The organism is Flammeovirga sp. EKP202 (assembly GCF_014534745.1).
Lineage (GTDB): Bacteria > Bacteroidota > Bacteroidia > Cytophagales > Flammeovirgaceae > Flammeovirga.
In genome coordinates this window covers 89,273-102,326 of sequence record NZ_JACVVP010000004.1, presented here as the reverse complement: position 1 = coordinate 102,326, position 13,054 = coordinate 89,273, and the positions used below count along the sequence as shown (strand labels likewise).

Below are 13,054 nucleotides of genomic sequence, written 5' to 3'. Positions count from 1 at the left end.
ATGAAACAAATCCTACTTACGGTATTGGTGAGTCTAATAAGTGGCTTTGGAGGTGCTTTTCTCTACCAAAATTACTTTGCTTCTTCGGAACAACAAGAATTCCGATTTGCTAATAATACACTTCAAGAACAACCAGCACCTACACCATTAACAGCAATCTCTTCTGATGATTTTACAGATGAGAACTCAAGAGAATTAAATATTGCTGACTTTGCAGAAGCTTCAGCTGTCAGCACAAAATCTGTGGTCTATATCGTCACTTATGTAAAAGACAGGTATAGCAACAGAAGAACATGGAGTGACTTATTTTTCGGAAGACCTACGCAAAAAAATCCACAAGGTATAGCTGTAGGTTCTGGATCAGGTGTGATTTTTTCGAAAGACGGATACATCGTCACTAACAATCACGTGGTCAAAGGTGCCGATAAAATCGAAGTCAATTATAATAAAAGAACCTATGAGGCGAAGTTGATTGGTATTGACCCATCAACGGATATTGCCTTGTTGAAAATAGATAAAAATGATCTCCCTGCCATTCAAATTGCTTCATCCAAAGCTGTAAGAGTAGGTGATTGGGTATTGGCCGTTGGTAACCCTTTTAACTTAACAAGTACTGTAACAGCAGGAATTGTAAGTGCAAAAGGTCGTAAGATTGGGATCATGAATGATGTCTTCCCTATCGAATCTTTCATACAAACAGATGCTGCAATTAACCCTGGTAACTCTGGTGGAGCATTGGTCAATTTACATGGGGATTTAGTAGGTATTAATACCGCTATTTTATCAAAAACAGGAAGTTACGCTGGTTATGGCTTTGCAGTACCTTCGGATATTGTTGCTAAAGTGGTCAACGATTTGAAGAAATACGGAGAAGTTCAAAAGGCTTTCCTAGGAGTAAGCATAAAGGCTGTAAACGAGAAAATTGCGGAGCAGCTCAAGATGAAAGAAATCAACGGTGTGGTCATCACAAAAATTGAAGGTGGTGCCGCAGAAAAAAATAAGTTGGAAGTAGGTGATGTCATTTTGTCTATCGATAATTTCTCTATTGAAACAGAAGCCGCTTATGATGAACAACTCAGTTATTATGTCCCTGGCGATAAAATTTCCATTGAAATATTACGTGAAGGAAAGAAAATAGAAAAAAATGTTGTTTTAACAAACATTGATGGAACAACTAACGTAAATGAGAAGAAGATTTACGATGCTAAAGAAATCGGTGCTAAATTTACGGCGATTTCGAAAATTGAAAGATCAAAACTAAATCTCGAAACAGGTATTCGCATAGAAGAAGTGGAAAGAAATGGTTTGATCAGCGAAATGGGATTGAAGAAAGGAATGATTCTAGTTTCAATCAACCGTTACCCTTTGGATGATCCAAAAGATTTCGCAAAAATTCTTTCGAGAATTAGAGGTAGAGTGATTATTGAAGTCATGAAAAAAGATCGCTCTCATCGTTATTATAGTTACTATTTTTAATAAATACTCCAACATAGTTTTCAAATAAACACAGTAGAGTATTTATAAAGTTGAATTTGATATAAAATAAAAATAAAAAGATGTCAAGAGAACGTGTAAAAACCCTCATCATTGGTTCAGGACCTGCAGGTTATACTGCAGCAATTTATGCTTCAAGAGCTAATTTATCTCCTGTATTATACCAAGGCCCTCAACCTGGTGGTCAATTAACAATCACAAATGATGTTGAGAACTTCCCAGGTTACCCTAAAGGAATCATGGGACCACAAATGATGATGGAATTACAAGAGCAAGCAGAGCGTTTTGGTACAGATATCCGTACGGGATTTGTAACAGGTGTTCAATTTAACGAAGACGGTCCTCACGTGGCTACAGTCAACGAAGAGACTGAAATCGAAGCAGATTCAATTATCATTTCTACTGGTGCTTCAGCGAAGTGGTTAGGATTAGAATCTGAAACTCGTTTAAACGGAATGGGTGTTTCTGCTTGTGCTGTTTGTGATGGTTTCTTCTATAGAGGTCAAGATGTAGTGGTAGTTGGAGCAGGTGACTCTGCTGCTGAAGAGGCACACTACTTATCGAATCTTGCTGCAAATGTTCACTTATTGGTACGTCGTGATGAAATGAGAGCTTCTAAAATCATGCAAGAGCGTGTTATTAAGAAAGAGAACATCACTATCCACTGGAACACTGAAACTAAAGAAGTTTTAGGTAAAGATGCAGTAGAAGGTGTAAGAGTATTCAATAATAAAACAAATGAGGAAAGTACAATTGATGTAACTGGATTCTTCGTTGCTATTGGACACAAGCCTAACACTGATATCTTCAAAGGTCAATTAGACATGGATGATGCAGGTTACTTGATCACTAAGCCTGACAGTACTCAAACAAATATCAAAGGTGTTTTTGCTGCTGGTGACGTTCAAGATACTGTATACAGACAAGCGGTAACTGCTGCTGGTACTGGCTGTATGGCTGCTTTAGAGGCGGAAAGATATTTAGTTGAGCTTGAGGACTAAGCTTCAGTAAAATAGATGGAAAAAGGTGTGATAATTGAATTTTATCGCACCTTTTTTTGTTATGTCACATAATGTATAGTGATATTTAACGTTTACATGACAAATACTATTTAACACGAATTGCCTTTTAGCAATTACTTTAGTATTCTTGTAACCCTAAGTATTAAGTCTATATGAATTATAGCTTTCTGCTTGATAAATTAAACGAACAAAAAACTTATTTTTTAGTTCATTCTGTGACAATTTAAATCATGAACTTGAATCGTATTTCAACGCCTACTTTTATATATACTGTTTTATTCTTGAGTGTGATACAACTTTCGTCAAATGCATCATACGGACAAGGTTTTTTTAAAAAGTTATTTAAAGGGAAAGAAAAAAAAGCTAATACTGAATTAGTACAAGAAAATATTGTTTCTGATGTTAACATCACGGCCCCATCTTTTACTTTAGAAAATGGGCTAGAGGACTGTCAACATCAAGAAGAATTAGCCTCATTTCCTGAAGGCTATAAAAGAATTAATCTCAACGAAACAGAACAATGCCAAAATCTTGTAGAAATACAGGAAGGTAAATTTGTCGATGCTGTTTACCTTACCGGGTTTGACTACTACAACAGTTGGGACAATTGGAATGTCAACCCTTATAACATTCCCTCAAAAGTTTTAAAAGATAGCGTAGACCTTCATTTGTATGAAGAGGGTGATACTCTAGCATGGGCTTTTCCATTGGACGAAAAGAGAAAAGTTACTTCAAAATATGGATTTAGAAGATGGAGATTCCACCACGGAATTGATGTGAAGTTGGCAGTTGGTGACACACTTCGATCTATGTTTGATGGTGTGGTAAGAATCGCCAAATACAACAGAAGAGGTTACGGCTACTATGTGATGGTACGTCACAAGAATGGTCTTGAAACATTATATGGTCACTTAAGTAGATATTTAGTAAGACCAGGACAAGAAGTAAAAGCAGGCGAAGTGATTGGTCTCGGAGGAAATACTGGTAGAAGTACAGGTCCTCACCTTCACTTTGAAATCAGATATCAAGGTTATGCTTTCAATCCTGAAGACATGATTGACTTTGCAAACCATGAAATCATTCCTACCGCTGATTTTACCCTTACAGCAAAAAATTATGAATTACTGATTGAATCCAAAAAGAGCGTTTATCATAGAATCAGAAGTGGTGACTCGCTATGGAAAATCAGTAGAAGATATGGAACATCAATCTCTAAAATCTGTAGCCTCAATGGTATGTCTAAGCGGACTACCTTAAGAGTCGGAAGAACCATAAGAGTTAGATAATAAAAATGGCGATCTAGAACATAGATCGCCATTTTTGTTTTTATTTAAAAAGGTAAAACCCTTGAAACTTCTTCTTTGTATTTCTGGAAAGCTTCTGGCCTGTTCTTCATCATCTGTTTATCTTTTAAAGGAATGGAAGCAAACATAAACATCAGCCACATTCCAACAGAGCCTAATGCGGTATACCATGGTGCACTATAAGCCAATCCCATCATCGCCACTCCAAACCAAAACATCATCTCACCGAGATAATTAGGGTTTCTAGACTTGGCCCAAATCCCAGTTCTTAAAATATCACTCTTTTGTTTATTGGGCCTTTTACGAAATTTATCCAATTCATTATCGGCCAAATATTCAAATACAGTTCCAACAAAAGCAGTTAATGCTCCCAATGCAAACAACCATACATTACTCAACTCTGCTCCAGTGTAAACCCACTCTATACCCCATATACTCAAAAAAACAATGCATGTAGGATACAAGTGTATCGCTAAAAAATTGATAGGTTGAAAAAAGGATTTAAACTGAACTCTAAAATCTGAATACCTGAAATCTTCATGATGCCAACCGGGCCACCCTCTTCCCCAACTCAATGTGAGCCTCCAAGACCAAAAGGAAATGACAAATGCACAGATCCATTGCGGTAAACTCCAAGACAACCCATCGAACAAATAGAAGTACTGTAAAATGAAATAAAAGGGGATAACACTCCAATAAGCATCATAAACACTACTATTTTTCTTTACAACAGAGAATACAAACGTTACAACAGTCATTGCTAGGTCAGCGACTAGAAACCGTAACGTTAGAGATTCATCATCTGTATATTGGAAAGTGAAATACCCTACTGCACCTACAATCAAATAGATAATGGTAATTTCAAAAAGAGCTTGTTGTTTTTTGTTCATGATATTTTTGTAAGATGATAGTGATTTAATGGTTGATATGTTTCCTCTAACCAAGGTAATTTCCTTAAATCTTCCTTGGACATTGATTTAATGATTTTCGCAAATTTTGAAACGAGACCTCTAGCATGTTTATCTTCATCATGCGTAGGCACCACACAAATAGGATTAAATTCGTCTGCCAATTGTTTCACTCCTTCTAAACCTGGAGATACAGTTCCACCTAAAAAAGCCGGCAGTTGGTAGAAATTGAAAGGAGTCATCAATAATGTCACAGGACTAAAATCTCCCATTTCTTTGATGTATTTATAATCAATATCAAATCCATGCGTTGCCAAACAGATACTCTCTTTCCCATCATCAATCAAAAAGGCATCGTAAATAGGGTCAAACCATCTTTTAGTAGGTAAGAAGTGAAACGTTACCCCTTCAAAAAGTTGTTGTTTCTTCTTCTTATTAAAAGCTATAAATTCAGCATTCGGTAGTATTTTATTGACCTTCTTTCTAATGCTTTCCGGACCCATAACATTTTTGGGTTGCAATTTTATTAATGTCTTATGATGAAAATGATCTGGATACTTTTGAGTAATCAATACCAAATCATAGTCAGGAATATCCTCATATTTTAATGGTGGTGTTCGATGCCATTGTTTATTAAACCACGAAAAATAATCTATTTCAGCACCTTCTAGCCAAGGATCGACAAGTAGTTTTAGTGAGTCCAATTCAATGTACCATGAATTGTCCATGTTTAACCTTTGAATTTTTATCATAGTGAGCTTGAGAAGTTAATTTTTTGAAGTATAAAGTCAGTATTACTTATACATTATACTAGTATATCTAAGATAAACAGTTTTATTAATAAAATGTTGATGTATTAAGACAAAGGTTAAGAATTCGTTTTTGATATTGAATTATGAATAAAAATAGTTTATATTATAAAATGATTGACCACCAAAGTCAATAAAAGCATGCATAAAAACTCACTCTAAGTGGAGAATCGCTCTTCTACAACGTGACTCCGTTAATTTTATAAAACCAGAAAAAAACGATTACACTCTCAAAAATTAATTATATCACAATAGAATTTTCATTGCTTAAGATAGAGTCAAACATGCATTAAGTAACTTAAAGTATTTATAACTTATTGCCCAACTTACTATGACCATTGTAGAACAAACTGTACTTATATTCCTACTTCTATTTAAGATCTATTTCAGTTGCGGGCTAATATTTGGATTTTATTTTTATTTCTGGGGAGGTCAAAAACTGGATCCCTCCTTGAAAGTCAGTTCAAAAAGAACACAATTACTTTTTGTCCCAGCAGCCATTATTTTGTGGGTATACCTATTACCTAGGGTCTTAAAACATTAAGTCAAAAATCACAACCAGAAGAAAGCACCAAAGGAATAGGTGCTTTTTTTATGCATTACTATTTTGTAATAGAAAGAGGTAAAATTGACTCTACTTCAATAAAAAAACTTAAACGTATCAACTTTACGTTCTTCATCTCTAATTTTAGGTTATCAAATTAATACTAGAAGTAACTCAAAAAGCAAAGCAAATATGGCAACAGATTTTTTCTATAATAAAAAAGTACATCAATTCACAACAGCAGAAGGAATCACGGAGAAGAATTCCGTTTATCGTCTAGGACTTGAATATATGGACGATGAAGACCAAAAACTAATTGAATTGATCGATGCTTTTCTTAAAGACCCTAATCTCAAAGAAGTTGTTGGATTAAGTATTGGCATTTGGGCCGATGCTTATGATTCTGACTGTGAGAGTATCATCAATAAGCTTGTACAAGAAAAAGAACACTTACAACATATTGAGGCCCTATTTATTGGTGATATGGACTATGATGAATGTGAAATTTCATGGATCCAACAAACCAATCTTAATGCGATATTCAAGAACTTCCCAAATCTCAAAGTATTTCAAATTAAAGGAAGTGAAGGACTAGCGTTGGGTGAAATAGAACACCAAAACCTAGAAACACTAGTGATTCAATCTGGAGGGTTATCCAAAAACGTGCTTCAAGAAATTGGAAACGCTACCCTTCCTAAATTGAAACATCTTGAACTATGGCTAGGTACAGATGATTATGGATATGACGGTGAAGTGGAGGCTGATATTTTACCATTATTGGAAGAAGGTCAGTTTCCGTTATTATTCCATTTAGGACTTCAAAACTGCATAGATGCTGATGACATTGTACAGTTGATTTCCGTGACTCCATTACAAGAAACAATTCTTTCATTGGACTTATCAATGGGAACTTTAGGAGATAAAAGTGCTGAAGGTTTACTCAATGCACCATGTATGCCACAACTTTGCTATTTAAACCTCAGTAGTAATTATTTATCTAGTGGAATCGGCCAAAAGATCAAAGAGAAATTCCCACACATTGAACTAAAAATGGGGGAACAAAAAGAAGAAGATGTTTATGACGATGAAACCTATCGTTATGTTGATGTAGGTGAATAATCAATCCTGTTTTGAAAGTAATACTTATAGGCAATCCTGAGAACCGTAGGCTTCAGATGATGCAAGAAGCGCTACACTCTTATCAATTAAACTACCAAACAATAGCGTGGATAGATCTTCTATCCACGCCTCATTCCTTTGAAAGCATTGTTGAAGAAAACGACATCATAAAAATTGATTCCTTTGGTGAGAATTTCGATGTCTTTAAAGGATTATTGAAATGGGGAAGTGAAAGCATAAAGAAAGAAGAATTTCATCAAATCTCTAAAGAGAAAATCGATTCTCTTCCTAATGATAAAGGTAGAATTCAATATTCTAGACAAGCTTACTTAGGGTTTAAAGAAGCGTTGAAGTTTGTAGAGAATTGTGCCATGAAGAAGGAAAACGTAAGGTTTATTAATACCCCTACAGCTATTCTTCAGATGTTTGATAAGAAGAACGCCCATCAAATTCTTTTGGAACATCATGTTGCTAAAACAAAATTCTTAGGAACGGTTCGAAATTATGAAGAATTACAGCAAATGATGAATCAAGCAAAAGAACATCAAGTTTTCATTAAGCTTGCACACGGTTCTTCCTCTTCGGGAGTAATGGCTTATAGAAGAAGTAAAAGTAGAGAAGTATTAAAAACGTCTGTTGAAATTGATAAATCTTCCGCATTATACAACTCTTTAAACATTAGTACTTATCGTGATGCTACTAAGATTGAATTGATCATCAATCAATTGGCGAAAGAGCACCTTATTGTTGAAAAATGGGAGCCTAAAGCTACTTTCAACAATAAAGTATTTGATTTGCGATTGGTTGTCATTGATCAAAAGGTAGAACATGTAGTGATGAGGTCCAGCACCTCACCGATGACCAATCTACACCTTGGCAATGAAAGAGGAGACCTCAATGGATTGATCGATTATTTGGGAAATGAAAAGTGGGAAGAAATTAAACAGACAGCGATACAAGCGGTCAAATCATTTCAAGGTGCTATGGTGGCAGGAGTTGACTTGATGGTCCAATCCAACAGTCATAAAGTAAAAATTATTGAAGTGAATGCTTTTGGTGATTTAGTGCCTAGAATTGTCAATTCCGAAGGCAGAACAACCTATGAAGAACAAGCTTTTATCATTAAATCCATTTTCGATGAAGTCCTTACCTAAAAATATTAAATGTCTCGTTTTCGATTTAGATAATACTTTAATCGATAGAGACAAAGCCTACAGTACTTACTTAGAAAAAGCGTTTGAGTTTGTCAATCAACCTAATATATGGACTGAACATAAAGCGACTATTCTTGAATACGATAATAAAGGGTACAGATCAAGAGATACTTTTTATCAATGGCTTATTTCAAAATTCATTCATCAAAAATTATTTGAGGAGTTTCAGAAGAAGTATGTCGTAGGGGATTTTGTGGAAAAAATAGACACTTCAATCCTTCAATTTTTAGCGGAATTAAAAGAACATTTTCACCTTGTATTACTAACAAATGGAGGGAATCATAATCAACAGAAAAAGATTGTAAACTCTGGATTATTTAAAGTCTTCCCTCCAACTTCTACTTTCATATCGGGAGATTATAGTTTTGAAAAGCCTAATCCACTTTTCTTTCATTTAATTCAAATGGAATATGGGTATACGCCTGATGAAATTGTAATGATTGGTGATGATTATGACAAGGACATCAAGGGTGCTCATCAAATGGGATGGAAAACAATTCATCTCAGCCGTACAAAAACAAAAGAATCAATTGCGGATATTCAAATCAATGACATTCAAGAAATAGCCAATTATATATGATCAATGCGAATAAAATTGTGGGTGATTATGATATTGTTTTGATCACGTTGGACACATTGAGGTATGATGTCAGCCAACAACTTTTTAAAGAAAAGCGATTACCTCAACTTCAAAAATATCTACCAAAAACAGGATGGGAGAAAAGGCATGCACCGGGGAGTTTTACCTATGCTTCTCATCATGCAATTTTTTCGGGTTTTTTCCCCACTCCCATTGATCAACCAAAGCAAGAACGGTTGTTTGCCACTCAGTTTGCGGGAAGTGAAACAACCAATACCAACACTTTCACTTTTGAACAAGCCACAATTATTGATGGGTTAAAGGCAAAAGGATATCATACAGGTTGTATTGGTGGAGTGGGCTTTTTCAATAAAAGGACTGCATTGAGTAAAGTGTTTCCTTCCATGTTTGATGAAAGTCACTGGGAAGATCGCCTAGGTGTCACCTCTCCTTTTTCAACAAAATACCAGTTTCAAAAAGCAGCCAAAATTGTACAGCAGAATCAGCAAAACAGGCTTTTTCTGTTTATCAATATTTCAGCCATACACCAACCCAATTATTTCTATCAACAAGGAGCCAAAGAGGATTCGATCACCACACATGCCAAAGCATTAGAGTATGTGGATAGTCAATGGGAAATTTTAATGAATGCTTTCAAGGGACGGCCAACGTTATTTTTACTTATGGGAGATCACGGAACTGCTTATGGAGAAGACGGATACAATGGACATCGATTGGCCCATGAAGTCGTTTGGAATGTCCCTTATGCTGAATTTTTAATGAATGAAAAATGAATTTAAAAGAATATATCAACCAATCATACTATCATTCTTATGCCTACTCTTACCCTCATAAAATGGCATATAGAAACTTTGAAAAACCATTATCACTCCAAGAAGTGTGGAACGAGGAAAAGAAACGTGATGTTTTTCTATACCTTCATCTTCCCTTTTGTGAAATGAGATGTGGCTTCTGTAATCTATTTACAATTGCCAATCCAAAAGGCAACCTTCAAAGCGAGTTTCTTAATGCTTTGACAAGACAGATTGAAGTCGTTAAAGAGGAATTAGGAGACCTTCATTTTGCCAATTTCGCTTTTGGAGGGGGCACCCCAAGTTACCTTTCAGCAGAAGAACTACAGTCTGTTTTATCAACGCTGAATTCTTCTTTGGGATTAGAAACCGAGGTCGTCAATTCCGCTATTGAAGTTTCTCCCAAAACCATCACGGCTGATAAAATTCAACTCCTTAAAGAAAAAGGCTTCTTCCGAGTAAGTATGGGCGTGCAAAGCTTTATTGAAGAGGAAGTGAAAGTAATGGGAAGACCCCAAAAAGTGGAAGAAGTAAGAAGAGCGATCAGAGACCTGAAAGAAGCTCAATTTCCATTACTCAACTTGGATTTGATTTATGGAGCCGAAAATCAAACAACGGAAAGTTGGCAATATACCTTGGATCAAATGATAGAAATCTCACCCGAAGAGGTTTTTCTTTATCCTTTGTATGTAAGACCATTGACAGGTTTGGGATTGAAAGAACGAGCTTGGGATGATTTCAGAATGAAGTTGTACCTACAGGCAAGGGATTTCTTAATGAGTAATGGCTATGAGCAAATCACAATGAGACAATTCAAGAAGAAGAACGCTCCATCATTTGCTCACACCGATTATTTACCACAAGAAAATGCAATGTTAGGATTAGGTGTTGGAGCTCGCTCTTATACCAAATCACTGCATTACAGTAGCGATTATGCTGTCGGGAGATCTTCCATTAAGCATATTATCGAGAATTATAACAACACTTCTAAGGAGGAATTCAAAAAAGTGAATTATGGTATTCACCTTGATCTCGAAGAAGAAAAGAGAAGGTATTTCATTAAGTCTTTCTGCGAAGGAACAGGTTTACCCATCGCTTCTTATCAAGCTTATTTTAATTCTTCTGTGTTGGAGGATTTCAAACTTGAAATAGAAGAGATGCACCAACTCCAATTGATTGACATCAGCACATCATCCATCCAACTCAACCTAAAAGGACGAACACTGGAAGATGTGATTGGTCCTTGGTTGTATTCTCATTCAATAAAAGAATCTATTGCTCAATTTGATTTAGTATAATGCATAAAACTTGGAATATTCTTTACAGAGGGCCTTTGAGCAGCTGTAATTATTCTTGTCACTATTGCCCTTTTGCCAAAACAAAAAACACAAGAGAAGAATTAGCGACTGATGCTCAAAAGTTAATACAGTTTCAAAACTGGGTAAAGCATAGAAGTGAAAGGATCGGTATTTTATTCACACCTTGGGGTGAAGGATTAATCCGAAAATACTATCAGCAGGCAATGACGGCATTGAGTCATATGAACAATGTTTATAGAGTCGCCATACAAACCAATTTATCTTGTGGTGTCGATTGGATGGATGAAGTCAATAAGGAGAACTTTGCGTTATGGACGACTTATCATCCTAGCCAATTATCCTTAGACGCATTTCTTGAAAAATGCCATTCATTAATCGAGAAAAATATTAGGTTTAGCGTGGGAACTGTAGGTTTAAAAGAAGATCTTGATGTAATTACTCAATTAAGAAAAAGGCTTCCTTCCTCCGTGTATTTATGGGTGAACGCTTACAAAAGAGAAACCGATTATTATGAGCAAGAGCATTTGAAAAGAATACTTGAGGTGGATCCATTATTCCATTGGAACAATCAACGGCATGAGAGTCTAGGCAAACCCTGCCGTGCTGGCTCCACTACTTTTTCAGTGGATGGTGATGGCAATATGACTTCCTGCCACTTTATCAAAGATAAAATTGGGAATATCTACCATGATAATTTTGAAGAGACATTACAGCCCAAATTATGTTCCAACACTACTTGCGGTTGTCATATTGGGTATGTTCATCTTCAAGAATTAGAGCAAGACAAAATTTATGGAGATGGAATTTTAGAGCGAATTCCATTGGTTTAAAATAGAAAAAGAGGCCACAATTTTTTAAAACTGTGATCTCTTTTTATTTATCATTTTCAGCAGAAACATTCTACCAGTCTGGCTTGTTTCTATCCTGCTTTTTCGACTTTTTCTTTTGCTGTTGGAAATATTGTACTTCCTTATTTTTTAAGGCATCCAAAATCATTTGAGCTTGAGAGGCAGGCATTTTGATTTCCTCCATACGGTTATTGAAATTGGCTTGTTCTTCCGCCTTTTCACGTTCTTTACGCTCCTCTTCAGTTTCCTCTCCCTGTTCTCCTTCTTGCTCTTGGTTTTCGTTCTGATCGCCTTCTTGGTCACCCTTCTCAGAATCTTTCTGATCTTTATCGTCTTTCTGATCACCTTTCTCTTGATCTTTTTGATCTTGGTTCTCATCTTGACCTTCTTGATCTTTATCCTTTTGGTCTTGATCTTTCTGATCTTGATCCTTTTTATCTTCGTTTTGATCCTTATTGTCTTGATCCTGATTCTGATCCTGCTGCTGCTGTTCTTGTTCTTTTTTCTGCTTCAACAACATCTCATAATCATACCTGGCGGCGATGTTTTGAGGATCATGTTTCATTGCAGTTTTCAAGAACGCCAATGCCTCCTCTATCTTTTGTTCTTGTGCTTTAAGTACTCCTAGTTGTTGGTTTGCAATAGAAGCAATTTTTTTGTCTGCTGAATTCTGAATACTAGCATAGCGTTTTGTAGCATTTTCCTTATCCTCAGTAAGGAAATAAGAATGTGCCAAATCAAGCATTGCTGCATCATCTTCAATATTCATAGAGTCCAGTAGAATAGTGTAAGCATCAATAGCTGTTTTGTAATCCTTTGCAATAAATGCTTCCTCACCTGCGGATTTTTGTTTATTCGCTTCCGCAATTCTTCCAATGCCATTATGATCGGATGAAAATATATTTAAGACGATTAATAGCGTTAAAATCGTATTCATATATCTTTATATGTTAAAAAATCTTACAAGTTTATTTCTTTACAACGAAAGACGTGAAAAATTTACTTTAAAGTGATTTTTCACGTCTTTCAGAGTTTATTACAACTAAATAATAGTTGAAAGTCAATTTTTCAAATCTTTTTA

The 13,054-nt window shown here is 35.6% G+C and carries 12 protein-coding genes; 9 read left to right on the top strand and 3 right to left on the bottom strand.

Going from position 1 to position 13,054, the window contains the following annotated elements:
* The 3 genes from IC221_RS03540 (at nt 1) to IC221_RS03530 (ending at nt 3,802) form a co-directional block, all read left to right on the top strand.
* Entirely contained in the window at nt 1-1,476 is a 1,476-nt protein-coding gene (locus tag IC221_RS03540; RefSeq protein WP_188167638.1) for a trypsin-like peptidase domain-containing protein, read from the top strand.
* 80 nt (nt 1,477-1,556) lie between these two features.
* Nucleotides 1,557-2,495: a thioredoxin-disulfide reductase gene (trxB, locus tag IC221_RS03535; RefSeq protein WP_188167637.1), complete on the top strand. Its 939-nt coding sequence runs from the start codon at nt 1,557-1,559 to the stop codon at nt 2,493-2,495.
* Between the two features lie 251 nt (nt 2,496-2,746).
* Nucleotides 2,747-3,802, top strand: coding sequence for a peptidoglycan DD-metalloendopeptidase family protein (locus IC221_RS03530; protein WP_188167636.1), 1,056 nt, complete (start codon nt 2,747-2,749; stop codon nt 3,800-3,802).
* A gap of 44 nt (nt 3,803-3,846) precedes the next feature.
* Here the strand turns inward: IC221_RS03530 and IC221_RS03525 are convergent, their stop codons facing one another.
* Together IC221_RS03525 and IC221_RS03520 are read right to left on the bottom strand one after the other, a co-directional pair.
* Nucleotides 3,847-4,710 (bottom strand): DUF1295 domain-containing protein, encoded by an 864-nt coding sequence (locus tag IC221_RS03525; RefSeq protein WP_188167635.1) that lies wholly within the window; start codon nt 4,708-4,710, stop codon nt 3,847-3,849.
* Entirely contained in the window at nt 4,707-5,480 is a 774-nt protein-coding gene (locus IC221_RS03520; RefSeq protein ID WP_188167634.1) for an MBL fold metallo-hydrolase, read from the bottom strand. The genes IC221_RS03525 and IC221_RS03520 overlap by 4 nt, the downstream gene beginning before the upstream one ends.
* A gap of 793 nt (nt 5,481-6,273) precedes the next feature.
* Between IC221_RS03520 and IC221_RS03515 the strand changes: the two genes are divergently transcribed.
* From IC221_RS03515 to IC221_RS03490, 6 genes are read left to right on the top strand one after another with little or no spacing between them, the layout of a single operon-like run.
* The gene (locus tag IC221_RS03515) at nt 6,274-7,200 is read left to right on the top strand and encodes an STM4015 family protein (protein ID WP_188167633.1); all 927 of its coding nucleotides are present in this window, start codon (nt 6,274-6,276) and stop codon (nt 7,198-7,200) included.
* A gap of 11 nt (nt 7,201-7,211) precedes the next feature.
* Nucleotides 7,212-8,354, top strand: coding sequence for an STM4014 family protein (locus tag IC221_RS03510; protein WP_188167632.1), 1,143 nt, complete (start codon nt 7,212-7,214; stop codon nt 8,352-8,354).
* Nucleotides 8,338-8,994, top strand: coding sequence for an HAD family hydrolase (locus IC221_RS03505; protein WP_188167631.1), 657 nt, complete (start codon nt 8,338-8,340; stop codon nt 8,992-8,994). The genes IC221_RS03510 and IC221_RS03505 overlap by 17 nt, the downstream gene beginning before the upstream one ends.
* Nucleotides 8,991-9,788: an STM4013/SEN3800 family hydrolase gene (locus IC221_RS03500; RefSeq protein WP_188167630.1), complete on the top strand. Its 798-nt coding sequence runs from the start codon at nt 8,991-8,993 to the stop codon at nt 9,786-9,788. The genes IC221_RS03505 and IC221_RS03500 overlap by 4 nt, the downstream gene beginning before the upstream one ends.
* Nucleotides 9,785-11,104 carry an STM4012 family radical SAM protein gene (locus IC221_RS03495; protein WP_188167629.1) on the top strand — a complete coding sequence of 440 codons (1,320 nt, stop codon included), beginning with the start codon at nt 9,785-9,787 and terminating at the stop codon, nt 11,102-11,104. The genes IC221_RS03500 and IC221_RS03495 overlap by 4 nt, the downstream gene beginning before the upstream one ends.
* Nucleotides 11,104-11,955 carry an STM4011 family radical SAM protein gene (locus tag IC221_RS03490; protein ID WP_188167628.1) on the top strand — a complete coding sequence of 284 codons (852 nt, stop codon included), beginning with the start codon at nt 11,104-11,106 and terminating at the stop codon, nt 11,953-11,955. Before IC221_RS03495 ends, IC221_RS03490 begins: the two co-directional genes overlap by 1 nt.
* 70 nt (nt 11,956-12,025) lie before the next feature.
* On the opposite strand, the gene IC221_RS03485 is transcribed toward IC221_RS03490, so the two are convergent.
* Nucleotides 12,026-12,910, bottom strand: a complete 885-nt coding sequence (locus tag IC221_RS03485) for a M48 family metallopeptidase (RefSeq protein WP_188167627.1) — start codon at nt 12,908-12,910, stop codon at nt 12,026-12,028.
* Nucleotides 12,911-13,054 lie beyond the last annotated feature (144 nt).

Excerpts from the sequence above, each read along its gene's own strand:
- IC221_RS03490 (WP_188167628.1), top strand. The coding sequence starts at position 11,104 with ATGCATAAAACTTGGAATATTCTTTACAGAGGGCCTTTGAGCAGCTGT.
- IC221_RS03530 (WP_188167636.1), top strand. The coding sequence starts at position 2,747 with ATGAACTTGAATCGTATTTCAACGCCTACTTTTATATATACTGTTTTA.
- IC221_RS03520 (WP_188167634.1), bottom strand. The coding sequence starts at position 5,480 with ATGATAAAAATTCAAAGGTTAAACATGGACAATTCATGGTACATTGAA.
- trxB (WP_188167637.1), top strand. The coding sequence starts at position 1,557 with ATGTCAAGAGAACGTGTAAAAACCCTCATCATTGGTTCAGGACCTGCA.
- IC221_RS03500 (WP_188167630.1), top strand. The coding sequence starts at position 8,991 with ATGATCAATGCGAATAAAATTGTGGGTGATTATGATATTGTTTTGATC.
- IC221_RS03540 (WP_188167638.1), top strand. The coding sequence starts at position 1 with ATGAAACAAATCCTACTTACGGTATTGGTGAGTCTAATAAGTGGCTTT.
- IC221_RS03485 (WP_188167627.1), bottom strand. The coding sequence starts at position 12,910 with ATGAATACGATTTTAACGCTATTAATCGTCTTAAATATATTTTCATCC.
- IC221_RS03515 (WP_188167633.1), top strand. The coding sequence starts at position 6,274 with ATGGCAACAGATTTTTTCTATAATAAAAAAGTACATCAATTCACAACA.
- IC221_RS03525 (WP_188167635.1), bottom strand. The coding sequence starts at position 4,710 with ATGAACAAAAAACAACAAGCTCTTTTTGAAATTACCATTATCTATTTG.
- IC221_RS03495 (WP_188167629.1), top strand. The coding sequence starts at position 9,785 with ATGAATTTAAAAGAATATATCAACCAATCATACTATCATTCTTATGCC.
- IC221_RS03505 (WP_188167631.1), top strand. The coding sequence starts at position 8,338 with ATGAAGTCCTTACCTAAAAATATTAAATGTCTCGTTTTCGATTTAGAT.